At 48.4% G+C, this 23264-nt stretch carries 18 protein-coding genes; 10 read left to right on the top strand and 8 right to left on the bottom strand.

What is annotated here, in order from left to right; genetic code table 11:
- Nucleotides 1–65 precede the first annotated feature (65 nt).
- Entirely contained in the window at nt 66–1292 is a 1227-nt protein-coding gene (locus DYD21_RS01960; RefSeq protein ID WP_116031466.1) for an FtsX-like permease family protein, read from the top strand.
- A gap of 107 nt (nt 1293–1399) precedes the next feature.
- Nucleotides 1400–1762, top strand: a complete 363-nt coding sequence (locus tag DYD21_RS20860; protein ID WP_147303468.1) for a hypothetical protein — start codon at nt 1400–1402, stop codon at nt 1760–1762.
- Here DYD21_RS20860 and DYD21_RS01955 read toward each other — a convergent pair.
- Nucleotides 1691–2548, bottom strand: coding sequence for a sterol desaturase family protein (locus DYD21_RS01955; protein ID WP_233505461.1), 858 nt, complete (start codon nt 2546–2548; stop codon nt 1691–1693). The genes DYD21_RS20860 and DYD21_RS01955 overlap by 72 nt on opposite strands.
- A gap of 93 nt (nt 2549–2641) precedes the next feature.
- Here DYD21_RS01955 and DYD21_RS01950 point away from each other — a divergent pair, with 93 nt between their 5' ends.
- Both DYD21_RS01950 and DYD21_RS01945 read left to right on the top strand, forming a co-directional pair.
- Nucleotides 2642–3295, top strand: coding sequence for a hemolysin III family protein (locus DYD21_RS01950; protein ID WP_116031463.1), 654 nt, complete (start codon nt 2642–2644; stop codon nt 3293–3295).
- A 99-nt stretch (nt 3296–3394) separates the two neighbouring features.
- The gene (locus DYD21_RS01945) at nt 3395–5023 is read left to right on the top strand and encodes an AAA family ATPase (RefSeq protein ID WP_116031460.1); all 1629 of its coding nucleotides are present in this window, start codon (nt 3395–3397) and stop codon (nt 5021–5023) included.
- Nucleotides 5024–5038: 15 nt separating this feature from the next.
- On the opposite strand, the gene DYD21_RS01940 is transcribed toward DYD21_RS01945, so the two are convergent.
- Nucleotides 5039–6136 carry a porin gene (locus DYD21_RS01940; RefSeq protein ID WP_116031455.1) on the bottom strand — a complete coding sequence of 366 codons (1098 nt, stop codon included), beginning with the start codon at nt 6134–6136 and terminating at the stop codon, nt 5039–5041.
- Between the two features lie 240 nt (nt 6137–6376).
- Nucleotides 6377–7387 carry a PTS transporter subunit IIC gene (locus DYD21_RS01935; protein ID WP_116031451.1) on the bottom strand — a complete coding sequence of 337 codons (1011 nt, stop codon included), beginning with the start codon at nt 7385–7387 and terminating at the stop codon, nt 6377–6379.
- Nucleotides 7388–7609: 222 nt separating this feature from the next.
- On the opposite strand from DYD21_RS01935, the gene DYD21_RS01930 reads away from it, so the two are divergent.
- Together DYD21_RS01930 and DYD21_RS01925 are read left to right on the top strand one after the other, a co-directional pair.
- The gene (locus tag DYD21_RS01930) at nt 7610–7897 is read left to right on the top strand and encodes a Smr/MutS family protein (protein WP_116031447.1); all 288 of its coding nucleotides are present in this window, start codon (nt 7610–7612) and stop codon (nt 7895–7897) included.
- A gap of 306 nt (nt 7898–8203) precedes the next feature.
- A complete protein-coding gene (locus tag DYD21_RS01925; RefSeq protein WP_116031442.1) occupies nt 8204–9577 on the top strand; it encodes a YfcC family protein in 1374 nt (457 codons plus the stop codon).
- 429 nt (nt 9578–10006) lie between these two features.
- On the opposite strand, the gene DYD21_RS01920 is transcribed toward DYD21_RS01925, so the two are convergent.
- The 3 genes from DYD21_RS01920 to DYD21_RS01910 are packed head-to-tail and all read right to left on the bottom strand — an operon-like array spanning nt 10007 to nt 13421.
- Nucleotides 10007–11488, bottom strand: coding sequence for an ATP-binding protein (locus tag DYD21_RS01920; RefSeq protein WP_116031438.1), 1482 nt, complete (start codon nt 11486–11488; stop codon nt 10007–10009).
- A 32-nt stretch (nt 11489–11520) separates the two neighbouring features.
- On the bottom strand, nt 11521–12021 hold the full coding sequence (locus tag DYD21_RS01915; RefSeq protein WP_116031435.1) for a response regulator: 501 nt from the start codon (nt 12019–12021) through the stop codon (nt 11521–11523).
- 11 nt (nt 12022–12032) lie between these two features.
- Nucleotides 12033–13421, bottom strand: a complete 1389-nt coding sequence (locus DYD21_RS01910) for a DASS family sodium-coupled anion symporter (protein ID WP_116031431.1) — start codon at nt 13419–13421, stop codon at nt 12033–12035.
- Between the two features lie 238 nt (nt 13422–13659).
- On the opposite strand from DYD21_RS01910, the gene DYD21_RS01905 reads away from it, so the two are divergent.
- From DYD21_RS01905 to DYD21_RS01885, 4 genes are all read left to right on the top strand, one after another.
- Nucleotides 13660–14778 (top strand): efflux RND transporter periplasmic adaptor subunit, encoded by a 1119-nt coding sequence (locus DYD21_RS01905; RefSeq protein ID WP_116031428.1) that lies wholly within the window; start codon nt 13660–13662, stop codon nt 14776–14778.
- 208 nt (nt 14779–14986) lie between these two features.
- A complete protein-coding gene (locus tag DYD21_RS01900) occupies nt 14987–16213 on the top strand; it encodes an ABC transporter permease (RefSeq protein WP_116031425.1) in 1227 nt (408 codons plus the stop codon).
- A 6-nt stretch (nt 16214–16219) separates the two neighbouring features.
- A complete protein-coding gene (locus tag DYD21_RS01895) occupies nt 16220–17464 on the top strand; it encodes an ABC transporter permease (protein WP_116031421.1) in 1245 nt (414 codons plus the stop codon).
- 682 nt (nt 17465–18146) lie between these two features.
- Nucleotides 18147–18539 carry a hypothetical protein gene (locus DYD21_RS01885; protein WP_116031415.1) on the top strand — a complete coding sequence of 131 codons (393 nt, stop codon included), beginning with the start codon at nt 18147–18149 and terminating at the stop codon, nt 18537–18539.
- A 12-nt stretch (nt 18540–18551) separates the two neighbouring features.
- Here the strand turns inward: DYD21_RS01885 and DYD21_RS01880 are convergent, their stop codons facing one another.
- Together DYD21_RS01880 and DYD21_RS01875 are read right to left on the bottom strand one after the other, a co-directional pair.
- On the bottom strand, nt 18552–20465 hold the full coding sequence (locus tag DYD21_RS01880) for a glycerophosphodiester phosphodiesterase family protein (protein ID WP_147303467.1): 1914 nt from the start codon (nt 20463–20465) through the stop codon (nt 18552–18554).
- Between the two features lie 204 nt (nt 20466–20669).
- Nucleotides 20670–22976, bottom strand: coding sequence for a CHRD domain-containing protein (locus DYD21_RS01875; protein WP_158551380.1), 2307 nt, complete (start codon nt 22974–22976; stop codon nt 20670–20672).
- Between the last annotated feature and the right edge of the window lie 288 nt (nt 22977–23264).

The following is a 23264-nucleotide window of genomic DNA, read 5'->3' as shown; positions in this document are numbered from 1 at the left end:
CTGATATAGAAGCTCCTCCACAAAAAGGAACCTAAAGCTATGGATAAATACAAGTATTAAAGAAGATGAATGTTGTTCGTTTTATTTCCGGGCGTTACCTCTTTTCCCGAAAACATGTTTCGCTGATATCGATTCTTACCGGAATCAGTATTGCCGGGATTACTATTGGGACTGCCCTGCTGATTGTGATTCTCTCAGTATTTAACGGTTTTTTTGATGTAATTCGAGGATTTTTACTCTCTTTTGATCCCGATATCCGGATCGAAATGGCCGACTCCCGGGTGATGGCACAAAACCCTGATTTTCTGGAAACAGTCGCTTCAAATCCCGATGTAGTAGAATTAACACCCTACATTGATGGAAAAGTGATGCTCGCTTTCAGGGACGGCCGGAACGAGGTCGTCACCGTCAGGGGAGTGGAGCAGGATGGATATATTCGTCTTAACGAGCTTGAAAATAGTGTGAAAACCGGGGTGTTTGATCTTTCGGTTCAAAATAATCGTCCGGGTGTGGTGATAAGCGAGGCGCTTAGTAACCGCTTTGGAATCGACCCGGGGGATGAAGCTGCGTTGCTTAGCACCACCGGTATGCGCCGCGCACTCACCCAGTTTTCTGCGCCGAGGGCCAGCCGGTTTAACGTTAGCGGTACGTATTCCATACAGCAGATTATTGAAGGAGATGTTGTCTATATCGACCTGCTTGCGGCTCAGCGGCTATTCAACATGCAGAACCAGGTAACCGGTTTCGATTTAAAGCTGACCGATACTGATGATGCTTCTCGTGTGAAACGTGAACTCGAAGCAGAGCTCGGGCCGGATTACAGGATTTCGAGCTGGTATGATTTGCAAAAACCACTTTACGATGTGATGATGGTGGAAAAATGGGGATCGTATGTAATTTTGATGATCATAATTCTGGTAGCTGCTCTCAATATTGTGGGATCACTGACGATGATTGTGCTGCAGAAAAGAAAAGATATCGGAATTCTGATGTCGATGGGAATGTCGAAAAAGAAAATTCGGCAGATTTTTCGGATGCAGGGTCTGCAGATTGGCCTGATAGGCTGCGGAATTGGCGGAGTTGCCGGAATTTTACTCGCCATCGCGCAGCAGGAACTTGAGCTTGTGAAACTCTCCTCTGCATTTATCATTAGTGCGTATCCGATATCTATTAACCCGTGGGATATTGTACTGATACTCGGCGTTACGATGATCCTGTGCGTAGCCGCAAGCTGGTATCCGTCCCTCCGCGCCGCCGATGTGGATCCCGCCGACGCAGTAAGAAATGAGTGAACAAGCAGGGCGGCGTCGCTGACCCGCGTTTCAAGGTTCAAGGTGCAGGGTACAGGGTGCAGGAGGTGTCTGTCTCTAACATAGCTTAACCAAAAAATGCACAAGTTATGAATTATCGAAAACTCCGAAAACGACGAGAATTCAGCGAACAGATACGCCATAATGCAGTTAAAGAATTTCGCCCAGGAACCATGCTCGTCCAGGTGCTCTGCACCGAGACGCAAGAACACATCAGCTCCGCTGATGAACTATCCATCGTCATCGCGGACTCCGATCCGCGATCTCCCATCTATGCAGCGAGGAAAGGTTTGCCAATGTCTGGATCTGCAGATCGAACAGGAATGGGAGATCCCGGCTCGGGGGCCGGGATGACTATATCGAAGCGGAATTATGTCCTGCTAATCCACTTCCCGCTTGTGCTTCTCGTCTTTCCCACGCGGCGGACGATACTCTTGAAACGGAATCTTTAGAAGGTTTCCCACACGGTCGTTCTCCTCGGGATCCATATGAGTATCAATTCCATACCTGATCTCCTTCGGATCATTAACCTCGGCATAGGTGCCAAATATACGATCCCATATCGCAAAGATGTTGCCGTAGTTGGTATCGGTGAGCGGCTGCATGTAGTGGTGGTGAACTTTGTGCATGTTGGGTGTCACAAACAGGTACGAGATGGCGCGATCCACCTTTCGCGGCATGTTGATGTTGGCGTGGGTCAGGTGTGCAAAAAGCACCGAGATACTTTGATAGAGCATCACAATCCCGATCGGTACACCGACCAGAAAAACGCCCATAATGGTGAACCCGATGCGAAACACCGTTTCCCCTGGATGGTGGCGGAGACCGGTAGTTACATCCACGGTGGTATCGGTGTGATGGATCAGATGGAATTTCCACATCCATTTTACCTTGTGCTCCACCCAGTGAACGAAGTATGCGCCGATAAAATCGAGCAGCATCACCCCGATAATAATTTTAGCCCAGAGCGGGAAATCCGCGAGGTGGAGCAGGCCAAATTCGTTTACCGTAACCCAGTGGGAGGTGTAGTAGAGCACCCCCGCAAAACCAAAGCCGATGATTGCAGTAAAGAGGGTAAAGAGCAGATTGATGCCGGCGTGGTGGTATTTGTTGTATTGAAACCGGAACAGCGGAATCACGCCTTCCATCACCCAGAACAGAAAAATACCGCCGATCAGAATAACTGATCGATAAGCGGTGGGGATATCTTCGAAAAAATGGATGAGGGATTCGATCACGGTTACCAGAATTTTTTACAAGCTACCGAAACATACTAAATTTAAAATTATCTCTCTTTTCAATATTATCTTAAATGTGAACGTTTTAAAAATATGTGGATATTTAAGATTAAAAATCATTCTGAGCAGACCCGAAAAGAGGAGATCGCCAACGCCATCAGCCATGGTGTAGGTGCGGTTGCCGCCATAGTAGCGGCTCCATTTCTGATCTACTATGCCGTTCATCACGGGGATGCGCTTGTTGTTGCCGGAGTCAGCGTTTTTATTACCTCGGCAATTCTGCTTTATCTCTCTTCCACACTATTTCACGGCCTGAGAATTGGGAAAGCCAAGGACGTTTTTCAGCTCTTTGATCATGTAGCCATTTTTATCCTGATTGCCGGTACTTACACACCGTTTACCGTTGGCATTTTGCAGGGAACCTTTGGCTGGTTTATGTTTGCGCTGATATGGTTTGTGGCGATTGTCGGCATCACGCTCAGGCTGTTTCTGGGTAAAACCAGGATGAAAGTATACGTGGCATTTTACCTCTTGATGGGATGGATGATTTTCATCGGAATTAAGCCGATGATTGAAACCATGGAGCTTGCCGGGCTTCTGTGGTTAGCGGTCGGTGGCGCCGCGTATACCCTGGGCGTCATCTTCTACCTGCTTCCCCGCCGCACCTACACCCATTTCGTATGGCACCTGTTTGTGCTGGCCGGAACATCCACCCATTTTATGGCGGTGATGTTTTACTCTTTTTGAGGGTGATTAGTTTTTGAGCGGATATCATGAATCCAATTTTTTATTGCGGATTTGCTTACTTTTGAAAGAACATTACCACATCAAAAAAGCTGGCTTGATATGGATCAAAAGACGCCGAAACCAGATTATTCAGAACTGATCCGTTTCTTGAAAAAACCCGAATCTTACCCTTATCAGCTTGAAGATGTACAGCATATTCAGACCCACATCTCTCATGTGTTTCTCGCGGGTTCGTTTGTCTATAAAATCAAGAAACCGCTGGATCTGGGGTTTCTGGATTACAGTACGCTGGAGAAACGCAAAACTTTATGCGAGAAGGAGGTTGAGCTGAATCGCCGTCTGAGTGATGATATCTACATTGGGGTTGTCGGCTTTATCAAACAGGACGGCCGGTATACCTTTGAAGAGGAGGTCCTGGAATCCGGGGATATTGCAGAGTACGCTGTAAAAATGCGGCGCCTTCCGGAAGAATATTTCCTGCATCAATTCATAGAGGAAGACAGCTTGTCCCGCAGCCATCTTGACCGGGTGGCCGATACCCTGGCTTCATTTTATACAGATCAAAACCGGAATTCTGATCTGTCGAAATGGGGAAAAATTGAAACAATAAAAGTAAATACCGACGAAAATTTTGATCAGACAAAGCAGTTCATAAATCAAACGATCGGGCAGAACAGTTTTGAGGCGATCCGGTATTTTACCTGCCAATTTTTCCGGGAGCGGGCGGAGCTTTTTCAGCAGAGAATAGAGTACGGGAGGATTGTGGACGGCCATGGCGATCTGCACCTGGAGCATATCCATATCACGCCGGAAAAGGTGCAGATTTACGACTGTATTGAGTTTAATGAGAGATTCCGGTACGGAGATCTGGCGGCGGACCTCGCGTTCCTGGCCATGGACCTTGATTTCAATCATTTGTGGGAGATGGAGCGTTATTTTGTGGATCAGATGGCGGAGAGGCTGGGGGATGATAGCCTGCTGGAGATCATCGATTTTTATAAATGTTATCGCGCTTATGTGAAAGGAAAAGTGAAGAGTTTTCAAAGCACCGAAGAAGAGGTTCCGGAAAGTGAACGCGAAAAGGCGAAAGAGAAAGCCCGTCAATATTTCAACCTGTCGCTGCGCTACGCATTGCTGGGTTCGGAGCCGGCCGTGATCATTTTTATGGGACGGGTGGGTACGGGAAAAAGCACGCTGGCAAACCATTTGGCAAATCGGTTGGGAATCAAAAGCTTTTCGTCGGATACCGTTCGGAAATCACTTGCCGGCTTGCCACTGGATAAACGAACACCTGCATCTGATCGCCCTTCACTGTATACACCAGATATGACGTCTAAAACCTACGGCAGGCTGACCAACTCTGCGATTCGCGAAATTCCCAAAGGTCGGCATGCAATCCTGGATGCTACATTCAGCAATGCAGAGCGGAGGCAGGAACTGAAGGATGAGTTAGGAAAACAATCTATTTCCTACCTTTTTATTGAAGCCCGCGCATCTGAAAAAACGATCATCGGGCGGCTGGAGGCAAGAGAGGAAAAGCAGGACGTGATTTCAGACGCGCGGCGCGAGGATTTTGAAATGCTGAACTCGGGATACAGTTCGCCTGATGAACTTGACGAAAAGCAGATCATTCACGTAAGCACTGACATGTCTTTGGATGAGACGATTCAGGAATTGTATAAAAAGATGATAGATCATCACATTGAGAAAGGGAGCTCGAATAGATAGCAGGTGTCTGAGTTTCTAAATTGGGATAAACCTCAGCTGCATCACCAGCACAATAATATGCGAATCCAGTCCGCCGGGTGATGAGTTGCTTGCGGCGTAATTCAGATGCGCCCGGGCAATTTCGCGATCGTTTTGAAAGAGGTATCGGGTGAGGCCGAGCGTGAACTGATCCCGCTGGAAAGATTCATCAGCAGAAAAACCGGCGCCCTGCCCCGGACTCTGATTCATTCTGTCAAACCGGCCGAGAATGTGCCACTTCCTGGTGATTCCGTAGACGATCTCGCCATAAAACCCATCCAGATTATATACACCATCGGGGACGGTTCGCACTCCGCGACTGTCATCATTTACCCGCATCGCCATGTATTCAAACTGAGTATCCAGGCGGTCGATTCCCAGGTCGGATGTGGCAACCCGTACAGAGGCCGATGTCCGGTCGATATCAAACGGCCCGGTGCCGCGCTCCACAACCTCCCGCTGTTGGTTTGTGGAGAGGTGTCCGCCCAGAGAAAGCCCCGGCATAATTTCCAGATCCATTCTGGTGCCATACAATCCGCCGCCCGCTTTTCGCTGCGTGATGTGTGTTCCGGCCTGTGTGAACCGGCCCGCCCCGTTTCCGGCGTGAACTCCGTACCAGAGATTTTTGTGCCGTCCGTAGACCATCACGCCAATATCCCGGAACGCATCAAACCCCATTCCAGATGCAAGTGCTGTAGAGACCCACGGACGCTCCCAAAAAATCAGCCTTGATGAAACCAGCCGTGCCGTGTCGTGCGACTGACCAGGCATGATAAACTGTCCCGCCCGGATATTAAATGCAGGATGAAAACGGGCATCGGCGTGGAAATCGAGCAGTACGTTGTTTGGACTTGCAAAATCGGTCCAGATCGTTGTGCTGAACCGATCGCTGATATCTCCCCGTGCGGTAATTCGAGCACGGCGGAGCCGGAATCCGTTTGTGTTTATCGTCTCACCGGTTGTCAGTTCCGTCTGCTGATCGGCGATATACCACGCTTGCATGTAGCCGCCCACATCGAGGCTGGTTTGTGCGGCTGCGGTTGATGTTACAAGTAAAAGGATCGAAAAAAGGATGCTCTTGATGATCTGTTTCATCCTGTTGTAGGTATTATATTTAGATGATTTATTAAATGTACGCCTGTAATATAAACTAAAGGTGAAAAGTGAAGAGGTCCTGTTTTACTTCGTGCTCCTGTCATATCGACTAAGCGAACAACGGGAGCGCATGGAGACATCTCCTTGAGATGGGTATAAACTCTAAAAAAAAACTGTCAAAATTACTCCCAAGAGCATGTAGACTACGAAAACGGGTGTGTTCATAAAAGCAGTTTACATCTATTCTGATCTCAACGTCATATCTCCAAATTGGATCAGGTTTTTCTTTCTCAGATATTCTGAAAGGGCCAGGCATAATATTGCAGGCCCAATGAAATGGAGAAGAGTGACATACCCAAGTATTTCCCATCTAAAGCCCATGGTGGTGAAGGTGAAGATCTGTCCCACAAAACCGGCCGTTCCCATTCCGGCACCTTCCGGATTATTTTGGAGTTGAAATACCATAGTGGCAAATGGAGCGAGCAGAGCACCTGCCAGGGTAGGGGGAAGTAATATCAGCGGGTTTTTGATAACATTCGCGATCTGAAGCATGGATGTTCCGATTCCCTGCGCAATCAAGCCGCCGACTCCGTTCTCGCGATAGCTGCTAACTGCAAAACCGACCATCTGTGCTGAACATCCAACCGTGGCAGCTCCCGCTGCAAGACCTTCCAGGCCTATCATGATGGCAATAGCCGCGCTGGAGATCGGAGCGGTGAGCGCTACCCCCATCAAAGCGGCAACCAGGATCCCCATCCAGAACGGATGCTGATCCACTGACCAGTTAACAAGCTCCCCAAAAGCTACCAGTCCCCGGTCGATAAAAACTCCGAGATATTCTGCTGCAAAAAAGCCGACAAGAATTGTAACCAGCGGTGTTAGAATGATATCCACCCGGGTGGAGCCTGCAACGAGTTTCCCAATTTCTGTTGCCAGCAGCGCGGCTACGTAAGCCCCGGCCGGGCCGCCACTTGCCGCCCCGAGTGCCCCGGCAGCAGCGGATGCGAACAGAACAAGCGGCGGAGCCTTCAATCCGTATGCAATAGCGACTCCAATGGCTGGCCCCATCATATCCATCGCCACCTGGCCCGCCGAAACCATAAATTCGATTTCGAATTGCTGGCCGGCAGTTCGAATAATCAAACCTATGATGAGGGAGGCGAATAATCCCAGCGCCATATAGGAGAGTGCCGTAACGAAGTAGGTTTTAAAAGAGAGGTCAACTCCTTTCTTTTTTAAATAGGAGAGCACGATTATGATGCGGAAGTTTTATGGGTATTTGACTGAACGTTCTTAATGTAGCAATATCATAACGGGATTCCTTGCGTTGGTTTAGGCATAAAATCTTATAAAAACCACATCAAACCTGTTTTTTAGAATAATTACATCAAAGAGATTATTTTTGCTTTTCGATGCCGTAGTGCTATCATCACAGTGATATGAATCCAATTTTTAAAAGTTATAAAAGCAAACATGTCCTACGAACCCGATCCGATAGAACTCCCGATTGATGGCGTGCTCGACCTGCATACGTTTCGACCGAACGAGCTGGGAGAGCTGCTGCCGGAATATATTGAGGCGTGCCTGGAGAAGAATATCACCTCGCTTCGGATTATCCACGGCAAAGGGACCGGAGCACTGCGCCGCGGGGTTCACGCTCTGCTCGACCGAAATCCTCACGTTGTGTCATACGGACTGGCAACCGATAAAAGCAGCTGGGGCGCCACGCTTGTGGAGATTAAACGGGATGCGAACAAATGATCGTTTTTAAAACCTCAAATGAAACCTCCAAGGTTTCAAAAACCTTGGAGGTTTTTTAAAAGATCTCCCCTGCCAGTGATTTTCTGGTCCCGGGTGTATTTTCCCGGGGAGGGGAGATCACCAAAACGGTACCATCCGGTTTGGTGTGAGGGGTGTTCTCTGATCTGTGCAAAAGTTGTTAATAAATTCATTGGCTGTTTCCGAGCTCTAAGGACACCCCTCAAATGTTTCGCTGGACGCTCACATTATCTCCCCTCAAGGGGAGATTATTTCCAAAAACACTTTTAGAACATAAAACTGACTACCATGAAATTTAAACTCCCCCACACGCTGGTCCTGATGTTCGGGTTGATGGCGTTTGCCCTTGTTCTTACCTGGCTGGTGCCCTCCGGCGAATTTGACAGCACAGTAAATGAGCACGGGCAGACCGTGGTGGAGCCCGGTACATTTACGGAATTTGACGAGAAAGAATATCTGAGTCCGCTGGCGCTGCTGACCGTGGTGCCGCGCGCACTGGCTGATGCGCAGGGCATCATCTTCTTTGTGCTGATTATCGGCGGCTCGATAAAAGTGATCCGTGATACCGGTTCGATCGATGCGCTGCTTGGAAGAATAATCCAGAACTTTGGCACGCAGCCGGCCTGGCTCATTTTTATGATGATGTTCGCCTTTGCAGCCGCCTCCGCCACGCTTGGAATTGCCGAGGAGTATATCCCTTTCGCAATCATCCTGGTGAGCCTCTGTGCGGCGATGAAACTGGACGCTATCACCGCGATAGGGACGCTGGTGGTGGGCTATGGAATTGGCTACGGCGTTGCGTTTATGAACCCGTTTACGCTGGTGATTGCGCAGGAGGTGGCGGGCCTTCAGCCACTTTCCGGGTATGGATATCGCCTGGCGCTGGGGCTTCCGTTTTTAATGGTCGGTTTTCATCATGTATGGCAGTACGCACGCAGGGTGCAGATTGATCCCGCAAACAGCTACCTGGATGAAGGGGAGGGCGTTGTTGAAGATAGCTCATCGTCCTACCCCGAGATGTCCGGCCGGCGCAAGGGTGTACTGGTTGCCACAGGCCTGGCGCTGATCGGACTGGTTGTTGGGATCTCCGCGGCCGGCTGGTACCTGGTGGAGCTGGGCGCGATGTTTATCGGTCTGGCCATTGTGGTTGGACTGATTTCGGGGATGGGCGTGAACAAAACGGCCTCATCATTCAGTAAAGGTGCGGCAGAACTCGCCGGAACCGCGCTATTAATTGGCTTTGCCCGGGCGATTGCACTTCTGATGGAGGATGGGTTGATCCTGCACACTGTTGTGAATGCACTCGCTGCTCCGCTTGCCAGTGTGGGTGCGGAATTTGCAGCCATAGGGATGCTGTTTATCCAGAGTGTTCTGAACTTTTTCATTCCCTCCGGCAGCGGTCAGGCGTTCGTGACGATGCCGCTGATGGCCCCAATCGGGGATCTTGTTGGAGTTTCCCGCCAGATTGCAGTACTCGCCTTTCAGTTTGGCGACGGCTTGATGAACATGATCGTACCGACCAACCCCGTGCTGATGGGAATCCTCGGCCTGGCCGGAATTCCTTACGCCAAATGGTTTAAGTTTGTGGCTCCATTGATCCTGAAACTTCTGGTTTTGGCCTCCCTTGCCCTGGCGATTGCGGTTTGGATTGGGTATCAGTAAGATAAAATCCCCTCTCAAGAGGGGACAGATTCCAAGCGCCAGCGAAGGAATCAGGGGTGTGTTCATCGGAGCCTTGATCACAACTGTAGTCGCATTCTGACTCCTTTCCCTCTCAACGCACCCCTCGGTTTGAAAATCTGCGTTCCGCAGTTTTCAAATCCTTTTCCCAGTGATATTGGGAAGGCTTGCCACTGGCAGGATATACAGATCAAGCAGGAATAGGAGATGCCGTGTCAGGGCACGGCATGACTTCAACTGGCTCATAATCATACTAACGTCATCGCGGGCCCTGACCCGCGATCTCCCATCCATGCCGTGGAAAAATGTTAGCCACTAGCTGGATCTGTAGTTCGAGCGAGAATAGGAGATCCCGGCTCTGGGGCCGGGATGACTTCAAATGGTTCGGGGTCCGGCATGTCCTCAATTAGATCAACCGTTTTTCCCGGAGTTTCCGTCAATTGGCAACCTCACCGTAAACCTCGCGCCGCCTTCATCGGCATTTTCAGCTTTAATGGTTCCGCCGTGCTGATTCACAATCTCTTTTGATATGGACAGGCCGAGTCCGAGCCCGAATTTTTTCCCGGTTTTCTTGGTGGTAAAGTTGGGTTCAAAAATTTTATCCAGAATTTCTTCTTCAATTCCGGGGCCATCATCACGAATCGAAACCCAAACTACATCATCACTGCTGCCGCATCGGATATCGAGCGAACCTGTTTTTCCCATCACATCGGAGGCATTCAGGATGATGTTGGTCCAGACCTGGTTTAGGCCGGCGGCATCCGCCCGAATTTTGGGAACATCGGGCAGATCGGTATAAATCTCATAAAATTTGATGCGGTTACTGGTGAGCTGAAGCGTATCGTGGATGCCTTCGCGGATATCAATCCATTCATACTGATCTTCCGTATCGGCACGGCTATAACTTTTCAGTGATTTAACCAATCCCGATATACGCTCACCTGCCGACTCAATATTCTGGAACATTTTGCCAAACTCAAACTGATCAAGATAGTACTGAATTCGATCCGAATTTTCAGCATACACGCTCCTCAATGAATCGATCAGATCTGGCTGCATCTGGGCCATCAGGCGGATTTGTGAATTTTGCAGACTGGGAAATTCTTCCTTCAATGTCCTGGCCCGCTCCCGGGTGGTGCTGGTATCCGGGAAACCCGCTTTTTTTCCTTTCTCAAAAAAGCTCAATTCACTGCCATCTCCGGGGCTTGAATTGTTGTAAAAACGTGTCATAAATTTTCTGAGGTGATGTTCAAGCGTATCGGTGGATCTCAGAAGCGCGGCTGTTGGGTTATTGACTTCATGAGCAAATCCTGCCACGAGCTGACCCAGCGTCGCCAGTTTTTCCTGATGTACCAGCTTATTTTGCGCTTCCTGGAGTTCCCGGTATGCTTGTTTGACCTCATTTCGCTCATCTTTAAGCTGCTTATTTGCAGAATCGAGCTTCATTTGCAGGATGATATTCTGACGAAATCGCTCCAGGAGATTTGCCAGGATCAGTTCGTCGAGGTAACCCCCCATTTGCGGGTGTTTTGCAACCAGGTCGTCAACGTCTGATTTTGGAATCCGCAAAAACCGGCATTTTTGCATTGTTTTTGCGGTTGTGAGAGATGGAAGTCCTGTTGTAAATGCTGCAATTCCGATCAGTGATCCGGATTTTAGCTCCAATACAGGGAAATTGTTTTCTGTATGCGGCTTTTTTTTATAAAGCTGAACAACTCCATCAAGCAGAATATAAATGTTATTCAGCGTATCACCCTCGTGGAAAAGGGTGATATCTTTATCCAGGTCGAATAGATAATCATCAGACGGTCCCTCTTCATCCAGCACCCGCTGAAGCAGGCGGGTTACCGAAGAACGGTCATCAAGCCACTGAGATCCCAATCTGAATTTCATGATATAATTTTTTCACTTTTCACTTTTTGAACCTACTGATCCGTCATTCCACCACTCGTTCGTAAATGGTCCGCGATCTTTTCCATATCCAAAATCTGCATGTAGGGCAGAGGATCTTTAACCTGATTGATCACAAAATCCGTAAGCAGATTTCGAGTAATTTTTACCAGCTCACTTTTTTTCCACGGTTTGGCGATGTAGTGTTTCAGATCGGCTTCGTTTACCGCTTTAACGGTCTCTTCCAGGCCAGCCTGACCGGTTATCAGCACTTTTTTGGTCGGTTTCGTTTTTTCGTTCTGCTGCATCTCAATCAGCAGTTCTACGCCGTTTTTGCCCGGCAGAACGTGATCACACAAAATCAATCCGATCAGGTTTTCTCCTTCTGTAATTTCATTGATAATTTCTTCAGCCTCTTCGGCTGTATCGGCCATCTCCACCTCAAAATGCTCTTCAAACTCGGTGATATCCCTCACGATGGAGTCCAGAACTTCGGGTTCATCTTCAACAATCAGTATATAAATTTTTGGTTTCATATTGGTTCAGTTTAAAGGATATAGTGCCAGTAAAAGCGTGTCATGAGTATGATGATGCCCATCGCCACAACGCCGATGATGGTTCCGGCCACGATCATATCTTTGGTTTTTACTACGCCGGTGCTCACCGCGATAGCATTTGGCGGGGTTGATATCGGCAGTACCATGGCGAAGCTTGTGCTGAGCGCAATCACCAGCCCGATGATCATCATACCGGCCGGGCCGCCAACAATACCGGACGTAGCCAGTGAGATGCCGAGCGGAATCATCAGCGATGCGGTTACCGTGTTTGATAAAAAGTTGGAGAGCATCAGTGCAACGATGCCAAAAACGGCAAGCAGCATCAGGTACGACATCTGATCCCAGGCGATGCTGCCCACCAGCCAGTCGGCCAGGCCTGTCTCTTTCATCGCAATTCCGAGTGAAATTCCGCCGGCAATCAGCCAGAGTACTTCCCACGGCAGTTTTCGAATATCCTCTTTTTCAAAAGTGTTTGTGAGCGTGAGAACGGCCACCGGAAGCAGTGCCACAATACTGCTTCGGATTCCGTGCAGACTTTCAGTGATCCACAATATAACGGTGAGGCCAAAGACAACGTAAAGCGTGTAGGCTTTTGGCGATTGCGTCCATTTTCCTTTCAGGTCCAGCGGAATTACTTTGGTGGCAGGGGGATGAAGTTTGAGAAGCAGAAACCAGGCGAAGAAGAGCATGCCAACAGCCAGCGGAGCCGCATAAAGCATCCAGCTGCCAAATTCGATATTCATTCCCTGCTGATTCAGTGCCGCAATAACAACTGCGTTTGGCGGTGTTCCGATCGGTGTTGCCACTCCCCCGATATTGGCAGCAAACGGTATCGATAGTGCAATAGAGACCCGGGCCGGATCGGTCATTTCCGTTTTTGCAAGAATCGGTATTACGACCGTAATCATCATCGCGGTGGTGGCGGTGTTGCTCATAAAAGCAGACAGCACGGCGGTGACCGCCATCAAACCGAGAATAATATATTTCGGATCCTGCCCGAAAGGTTTTAGCAGGATGCGGGTCATGTTCTTGTCGAAATTATATTTCACGGCGGCATCAGCAAGAACAAATCCCCCCAGGAAAAGGATGATGATGGGATCGGCCAGTGTGGCAATGAAGGTTTGATAGGGGACCGGGGAATACTCCATCCCGGAGAAGTTGATGAACCCCTCGGCGCTGAGTAAAACCACCTCCAGGAAAATGACAAGGATGGATGTGGAGTAGATCGGGATGGTTTCGAACATCCAGAAAACGGCGGCGAGAATGAAAATACTCATGGCGAGATGTCCCGGCAGAGAAAGCCCCGGAAACTGTATGATCAGCGGAATACAAAACCCGACGATGCCAAGAATGAGGCCGGTTAATTTTGTTTTACTCATGGTCTCCCGTTTGACTGGATTGTCTGATGTAATCTTACACAACATTCATAAACAGATGATGAATATGAGAATTGATACGCGAAAATGTTAGTGAAAATTTCAGAGTGTTTGTTGTAAGCTCCAAACCCCATCAACGTCATCGCAGACTACTCCCGTTAACATTTTTTATCAATCCGGTAACCTTTTGAAACGGCAAGCGTAATGGTAGATATATTTCTTTAACAAAGACAACCACACCATGGCACCACGCTCAAAAAAACGACTTTTCTTTTGGATTCTTCTTCCCCTTGTAATTGCCGGCGGAGGATATTTTTACTTCTCACACTCCCAGGGCAACAGTGATGCAGAAAACACGCAGCCAACCGTGATGGTCGAAACAGGCACCATTGTTGAGAAAGCCCTGGCGATCGGCACGATTGAGCCGGAAACCGAAATTGAGGTAAAATCGATCATACCCGGCGTGGTTGATGTGATCTATGCGGATGAGGGCCAGTTTGTACGGCAGGGCGATCCGCTGATTGAAGTGCGTCCGGATCCCACACCTATTGAACTGGCTGAGGCAAAACGGAGCCTGGAACGAATATTTATTGAAAAGCAGAACCTGGAACGTGAACTCGGCCGGATGGATCAGATGAAGCAGCGAAACCTGATTTCTGACAGGGAATTTGAGCAAATCCAGGAACGGGTTGAAGATGTGAGCGTTCGGGAGCAGATCGCAAAAGAGCGGCTTGAGCTTCTCGAATCCGGACGCATTACCATAGGCGATACCAAAATTGAATCGATCATCCGTGCCCCGATTGACGGCTATATTCTTGAGCGAATGGTGGAGAAGGGTGATCCGATCGTGCCGCTGACCTCCTACCAGGCCGGAACTCCAATGATGAGCATCGCAGGGATGGATAACCTTCTGTTTAAAGGTACGGTTGATGAGATCGATGTCGGAAAAATTGAAGAAGGGATGCCGGTGGAGATCAAAATCGGCGCGCTGCCCGGTTCGATTGTTCACGGCGAAGTTTCAAAGATTTCGCTGAAGGCGCGCCAGCAGGATAACGCCACCGTATTCCCGATCGAAATTACAATCATAGATGCCGGTGATGTGAGACTGCGCGCAGGGTATTCCGCCAATGCCGATATCATCATCAACCGCAGATTGGATGTGCCAACCATCCCCGAGCGGCTTGTGGAATTTAATGATGGCCTGGCAACGGTTGAAATACCGGGCACCGAACCCGGCCAGCGCGAAAAGCGGGAAGTAGAGCTTGGGTTAAGTGACGCAATTAATATAGAGGTGGTTTCCGGTCTCGCGGTGGGTGACAGCGTCCTGGAGCCGGAACCGAGAAGATTGACGATCCGGTAAGTTGTTAGTGGTTACTCAGACTGAAAATATTAATTAAAAATTGTCCCCCTTCAAAAGGGGGACACTCCTTAAAGAACTAATTCTATACCAAAAAGTTATTGGATTTAAGTTAAAAACCTCATTCCGAAGCTCCCCTCCATATCGAGTCCCCTCAGGGCGCGATAGGGAGGGGACGGGGGTGGGTCAAAACACGGTTTAATCTAATTTTATGCGCCTTATCACCATCATATCCGAACTGTTCCGCAACCTGAACCAGCAGCGTTTGCGCAGTTTTCTCACGATCTTCGGTATCATGTGGGGAACCGCCACGCTGATCCTGCTGCTTGCGTTCGGATTCGGATTCCGCGATCAAACCGTGCTCAATATGCGCGGAATGGGCGATCAGATCGCCATCATGTTTCCCGGTCAGACTACCAAAGCATACGAAGGTTATGGTATTGGCCGGCCGATCCGCTTCAAGGAGGATGATGTGGAGGCGATGCGCGCAGAGATTCCGCAAATTGAAGTCGTTACGCCGGAATATATGCAGAATCTTCCGGTCGTGAACGGAACCAATCGCAGAAATTCACAGATTGGCGGTGTTTATCCGGTGTATAACGAGCTGCGAAATGTTTTTCCACAGGAGGGCGGACGCTGGCTTAATGAACTTGATGTAGAGCAGCAGCGAAGGGTGATATTTCTCGGAAATCAACTCGCTGAGAATTTATTTGGCGATGAAGACCCGGTTGGGAAGCAGGTATTTGTGCGAAGTACACCGTTCACGGTGATCGGTGTGATGGAGGAAAAAACGCAGAACTCCTCCTATTCACAGCGCGATTACGACAGGGCCTTTATTCCCGCCACAACGTTTTCAGCCATGATGGGCACTCAGTTCCTGAACAATATCATCTATCGTCCGGAGAGCCCGGCCGTAGCAAAATCGGTCCAGGACCAGGTGTACAGCACGCTAGCCAAAAAACACCGGTTCGATGCCACCGACCGCAACGCAATCGGTCTTTGGGATACCAATGATTTCTGGGAGTTCATCGATATTATGTTTTATGCAATCAACGGATTTCTTGGTCTGATCGGCTTTTTTACGCTGGCGGTGGGCGGTATCGGTGTGGCGAATATCATGTTTGTAGTGGTTCAGGAACGGATGAAGGAGATCGGGGTCCGCCGCTCTGTGGGCGCTACAAAATTCAGCATCATGAGCCAGTTTTTCCTGGAGACGTTCGTGATAGTTGGGATGGGTGCCGCAGCCGGCTATATGCTGGGCTGGGGATTGGTGGAGCTTACGCAGAATATTCCGATTAAAGATTTTGTAGGCGCGCCCTACTTTGCACCCGAAGTTGGATTGATCGCTTTTGCGGTACTCGGCTTTACCGGGTTTGCTGCAGGCTTACTTCCTGCCTGGCGGGCTGCCAACCTAACCATCATAGATTGTCTGAGGTAACTTGATATGTTTCGAAACCTGATATCTGAATTTTTTGCAGATCTGAATCGCCAGAAACTGCGCTCCTCACTTACGCTTATCGCAATCGGCTGGGGTACACTTTCTGTGATTATTCTATTGGCATTCGGACGCGGACTGGGTACCGGCATGTTGAATGGAATGCTGGGAGCCGGAAACCAGGTGATCATCGTATATGGCGGTCAGACCGGTATGGCGTACGACGGCCTGCCGATGGGCCGGCCGATCCGTTTTACCGAGGCAGATGTGGAACAGATCAGACGCGCGGTTCCGGGTATTGAGTACTCAAGCCCGCAGTATGGGCGCTGGGGCATGCGCCTCGAACATGACGGAAATATCACCACAACCTATATGGAGGGGGTTGGGCCCGATTTTGAAATTATGCGTACGATGTATCCCGCTTCGGGCGGACGTTTCATCAACGAGATGGATATCGAACAGAACCGGAAGGTGTTATTTCTCGGGGATGAAATTGCCGTCACGCTTTTCGGCGATAAAGACCCGATAGGCGGTGAAGTAAAACTGAACGGTGTGCCGTTTACGGTGATTGGCGTGATGGAACCCAAAATGCAAACGTCCATGAATAACGGACCGGATGCTAACCGGGCCATTATTCCGTACAGTTCATTCAGGAACCTTTACGGCAACCAAACCGTGGGCTCCATTCTGATCCGGCCGGGGGATCCATCCCTTCAGCCCCAGGTCAAAGAAGGGGTGATCAACTATCTGTCGGCCAAATACAATTTTCACCCGGAAGATAACGAGGCGATCCCGATGTGGGATTTTATCGAGGATGAAAAGATGACGCGTGCAGTTGCGGTCGGCCTGGAGTATTTTCTCTTTACCGTTGGATTTTTCACGCTGATGATCGCAGGGGTGGGTGTGGCGAATATCATGTTTGTGGTGGTGAAAGAACGCACCCGTGAGATCGGTCTTAAAAAGGCGATCGGGGCGAGGAAAGTACATATCATCAGCCAGTTTCTGTTTGAGTCGATCTTTATCTCCCTGCTGGGTGGCGCCGCCGGACTGGCAATTTCTATCGGAATCGTGGAATTCGTTCTTTCATTAAACCTGAATGAGGGTGCTGGCGAATTTCTGGGTCAGCCGGAGATCTCAGCAGTTTCGGTGATTGTTACAACGGGCGTTTTGGTTTTGATTGGCGTTCTTGCAGGGATTTTTCCGGCCATTAAAGCCGCCCGCCTTGACCCTGTGGAGTCGCTGCGTTATGAGTAAAAGACCACAAAAAGCCCAATCAACGTCATTCCGCACCTGATGCGGGATCTCCTATCTGTGCCATGCGTAAAGGGTAGCCACGGGTAGAATCTACAGATCGAGCATGAATGGGAGATGCCGTGTCGGAGCACGGCATGATAGTGGTGAACTCATAATCCTGTCAACGTCATCGCGGGCTCTGACCCGCGATCTCCCATCTGTGCAACGGGAAAAGATATGCCATTGTCGGAAATAACTTCTGAGACATGGTATTTTTCGTGCTTGAAACCAAGCTCACTTCATTTATTCATTTACTGATCCAAACCTGATTAAGTTGACCAGTGTTCAAAAATACCATGTCTGGTACGGCCAAGTTATAATATTTCAGCCCCCGATCGGTGATCTTCCATCTGTGCGGTGGGAAAAGATATGCCATTGTTGAAAATAACTTCTGAGACATGGTATTTTTTATGGCTACCAGTCCGAACAGAATCTGTTCTCCGTTGTTATTTGATATCCAGCGCGGGTTTACGTAAACAAAAATACCATGTCTGGTACGATCCGATTCCTTCATGACTTCAACTGGCTCATAAACCTGCCAACATCATCGCGGGACGAGTAGAGGAACGTAATTTGTATATAACAGCTTGTTGGATTATTATTTCTTGGGTCCGAATCTCATTCAAAATAAAAGTATGGTAATTTGTCTCTTGAATTAATTTTCCTATCCCTCTTTGTGGTCACTTTTATCGTGGCTTTAGTCGCGTTTGCAGCATACGGCTATCTTTTGGTGTTGCTGATGCGCAATCATTCAGAAAAGTTTAATCCCAAAACCACGCTTGAATTTTTACTCTTCCTTTGGAAGCTTTTCTTTTATTATGTGCACCGGGCTTTCACCGGTTTTTTTGGAATTGAGAAGGGAAAAGGGATTCGTTTTATCTCAGAGCACAATAAAGCCGTAAAGGATGCGGAGTCTCAACAATCGAAATTGATAAAGGTATACAGTATTTTTTCAGCTGCGTATATCCTGTTTTTCATTCTATTTATCTGGCTGGTTATTACATTTCTCTACATGGTTCTGGGGCCATTTTTTTAATTCCCACGGGGATTATTCAGGTCTTAAGACTTCAATCTCTGCAGGGTGTACTTGATCCGTTTGGGACTGCCAGCCTGTAATCGACAGTAAAAAACGCTCTGGAAGTGAAAGGGAGCTGAATTCTTCGGAAACCCGAACAGCCATTTCAGGAAAATCTGTAATGATACCGTCAACTCCCATGTTGATCATTCCAGCCACTTGTTCCGGTTGATTTACTGTCCAGGCATACACTTCAATCTCATTTTGATGTGCAGCTCTGATTAAACTTCCTGTTATTTGCTGATGCTGAACGGCGATGTAGTCAACCGGAAGCCTTGCAAGATTGCCGATAGAAATGGCCGAAATATATCCCACAGAAAGATCACTGTTTGATAGTGCCAGCTCCCTCACAGGATCGATCTGCAGGGAAGCGATGGAAGCCTGATCTTCCATACCGGTTTCCCGAATGATCTGCACTACATCGTTGGCGAGATCGGGATCAAATCCGTAATATTTAAGTTCTACCATAAATTCAATACGATTTTTACCGTGCAGAAGCATCTCTTCAAGTGTGGTAATCGTTCTCGATTCCGGGCTAAAATCACCTGCAGGCAGTTGTTCAATTCCTGAAATTTTATCGTAGGTAACGTCGGATATTCTGCGCGGATCCTGAGCCATTCGCATCATATCGCGGTCATGAAAAACCACCACAGTTCCGTCAGCGGTACGCATTACGTCAATTTCAGCAATATCTGCACCCTGGCTGATGGCAAGGTCAAGTGCGGCAATAGTGTTTTCGGGTGCAGGAGGTGGCCCGGCGCGATGCGAGAGAATCTTAACCGAATCGGTCTCAGGAATTTGTGACGCCAGGAGCGCACTCATACCCAATCCCCCAATCAACAGCAGCAGTATAAGAACGGCTGCCCTTACCGGCGTGAAGATAGTATTAATGCGCGAAGTGAGTTTCGCCCTCAACTCCGTAAAACGGGGAGCTTCCGGGGCAATTTTTTTCAATCCGCTCTCCTCGTGATAGAACTTCGTGAGGAGAACAGAAATAAAAGAGAACCCAAAAAAGCCGATGATTGCAGATATGCTTTGAGACAGAATAAGGTAAGCCCCGGCAATAGAACTGACCGCCCTGGGATGTGATATCCACCCGGAGATATATTCAATCGCTAAAATGGTTGTGGAAAGAAGCAGGGCTTCACTCAGTATCAGCAGAAGAAACCAGATCGTAAACGTGATTCCTATCATCTTTAAGAGTTTTACGGATTGATTTCCCATCTGATGCCAGGAACTTTGAACCGCCATGCGAATGGTGATCCTGCGGTCAAGAAATGCAGGAAGCGCCAGTGATAGCCGGCTGATGACATAAAGAATTGCAGCTCCGCAAATTAGAAGCCAAATAGCTCCGGCAATGAGTGAGTAGGTCCATTCCGGCGGCTTTTCGTAGAGATAATAGTTAATATCCTGTCCGGAGAGAAAAACCGTATAAATGAGCAAAAAACCGATTATAAGAACAATTCCTGCGGCAAGCGCAACCCCAATTGCAATCAAAGATAATCTGAAGAGCCGGGGCAATAGAGGAATAGTTTCACCGGTCAGTTCCCGTACGGTTAACGGGTACTGCTTCATCTTGCAGGTAACAATTTGAAAAATCCCGGAGTAGCGGATGATGGATGCAATCACACTGATCCCGCCAATCAAAAACAGAAAGATTAGGCCGGATGGTGTAATGAGGAAGTAGAGGATTTCTTCATTGCTGATGACCAGCCGATCACCCCGGATAAAGCCGGTATAAATGAGGGTTGTAATTGCCGGAGCAAGCAGGACGGTAACCATCAGCCAAACCACGATGGTCCAGATGGCAAGGGGTTTCCAGAGCTGAAGAGTCCTCCTCCATGCAGAACGATATTTTGTATCAAGCAAAATGTGGCGTAAAGGCATAAGCTGATAAATAAACAAAAATGAGCTAACTAATTCACCGCGTTTCGAAAATAAATATGTACGGAGCTGAAGATGCGGATCACCACACAAAAAAAGCCCGGTCGTTGAGTATACGACCGGGCTTTAAAGTATTTAAGGTAAGTATAAGTTTTGAAAAACAGCGCTGCAGCGAAACCGGGCTGTTTTGGGATCAGAAAAGTTAGATTATTTGATCAGCATCATTTTTCGCGTGATGGTATTGGAGCCGGTATTCAACCGGTACAGATACATTCCGCTTGAAAGTTGTGATGCATCGAAGTTGACGGTATATGCTCCTGCCGGTTGCTGCTGGTCAATGAGCGTGGCAACTTCGCGTCCAACCATATCATATACTTTTAACTGTACATCCGTTTGCTGAGGGAGTGAGTAGCTGATATTTGTTGTCGGGTTGAATGGATTTGGATAGTTCTGTTCGAGCTGAACTCTGTCAGCGATTTCCGATATGTTTTCGCTGGATGTTACAATTCCCCGTTCAAGTGTAACGGATGAACCAGAACCGATATTAAGTCCGTTTCCGTCCGTTGCTGTGGCACGGTGCCAGACGGTGGCACTGGACCCTTCTTCAATGCCGAGCTCTGCAAGCAGACCATCAACGATTCCTATCGTCAGCGGGAGGGAGGTATCCATTCCTGCATTTGCGGAAAAGACAACCTGTTCAAAATCCGAATCGAGTGCTATTTGCCAGATATACAGTACCTGGTCACCATCAGCATCATCAGAGGATGTCCACATGGGCTCAAATGCAGCGCTGCTTTCGCCCTCAACAGTGATTTCAGCACCATCCTCAGGCGATGTGATTTCCGGTGCAGTTTCCGGTGCTACATTTGGTGCTAACAGAATCTGCCCCCTGATCTCGCCGTTTGGATTTTCTTCGGAGTGCACATTCACGTACAGTTCGGCTGTTACAAGCTGAATGATCTCATCTTCGGAAAGTTCGAAGGTGTTATCAGCAGCACTGTAGGTTCCAGCCCGGGCGTCTGTTTCATCATCCAGAACCGGAGTTAATGCGTATACTACACCGCCATTTTCACCTGCAGCTGCTGCGTGAATGTGTGATCCCGGAGATTCGATATTATTACTTTCAAGTCCGCTGAAGCTGCCGGTCGCTGTAAGGATCCCGTTTCTGAACTCAAACACAAGACCACCCGTGGCACCTGATATTACAGGCTCAACTTCGGACAAGCCTGTTAGTGAAGTCGTGAAGTAATGCTGCGACAGCGGTACAACCTGACCACGTATTTCCCCGGCACCAAATTCCTCGGTATGGATGTTTGCGTAGAGTGAGCGAGCCACTAAAAGATCAACTTGCTCTCCAGTGAGCGTAAACTCATTCTCAGCGGGACTGTACGTTCCGCTTCGGAGATCTCCGTCTAAATCCGGTGTCAGTGCATGTTCAACACCCCCGTTTTGGCCGGCAAGCCCTGCATGGAGGTGTGACCCGACCTCAGTATTATAATCGGAACCAAGGCCGCTGAATGAGCCGGATACCGATATACTGCTGTCACCGGCATACCACTCCACAAGCAGAGCTCCGGTTCCCTGGCTGGCGTTTTGTGGAATCTCATTTGTACCGGAAATGGGAGCGTAGAAGTAAATATTTGCTTCCGGTACAATTTGCCCGCGGATTTCCCCAGCAGGGTAATCTTCTGTGTGGATGTTCAAATAGTGGCCGCGATCAGTCAGTGTCTGAACAACTTCTGCATCAACATTGGTAAATGTATTGTCCTCAGCAAGGAATGTGCCGCTTCTGTTATCATCGCCAAGGGTTGGGGTCAGCGATATCGCAACACCACCATTCTGACCTGCGTACCCTGTGTGCAGATGAGCTCCGCTTCCTGTTTCACCTACAACCATGTAATCACTTGAAAGGCCGCTGAACGATCCGGAGACTACAAGATCAGACCCATCCCACTCAAGTGAGAGTCCGCCCTGGGCAGTGCTTACAGTAGCAGGAACTTCATGCCCGCCGGAAGCATATGTTTGTAAATATGTTTTATCAGCTGGCAGAATCTGTCCCCTTAATTCACCTGCCGGATACCGCTCAGAATGAATATTAATATAGAACTGTCGCTGGCGTAGATAATCTAATTGTTCAGTACTTAATGTAACTGTTTCGTTAAATGATCCAGCGTGTCCATTGTCACTCAACTCCGGGTCCAGGTGAATTTCCACCGGTCCGTTTTGACCTGTAAATCCGAGGTGAATATGAGCACCTGTTCCGCCTACCGGTTCCAGCGGAGAGATAAGCCCTTCAAAATCTCCGGTGATCGTCAGTTGATCACCAATGAGTTCAAGTTCAAGTTCACCGCTTCCTGTAGTAAAGACGGGTGAAATTTCATTAGCACCGCTTAAAAATGCACGATATCGTTCGCTTTCTCCATTCTGTGCTGACAGAGAGCTGCTCGTGGTTAGAAATAATAACAACAATACAGATAGTATCGCTGATACATGTGAAATAGTAGTTGTTTTCATAGAGGTGAGGATTGGGTTGTGATTTGCGATAGGCATAAACATACATGCGTATACTTGATCAATATTTAACCCAATCTAAACGTTCCTCAAAATTAAACGGATTTTAAAAAAAACATCCCGATATGATATGGAAAAGCGTTTTTATGTTTGGCCAAGCCAGTCCGTTCCTGAGATAGTATTTATCTGACAATTCACCGGATGCCTTTCTATCATAGGAATGAACGACCGGAATTTTCATCTGAAATCCGGCCCAACTCATCAGGAGAATTTTCTGTCAGCGATTACGAT

The organism is Rhodohalobacter sp. SW132, from assembly GCF_003390325.1.
GTDB lineage: Bacteria > Bacteroidota > Rhodothermia > Balneolales > Balneolaceae > SW132.
The sequence above is the reverse complement of the archived record's forward strand: the minus strand, read 5'-3'. Positions and strand labels throughout refer to the sequence as shown.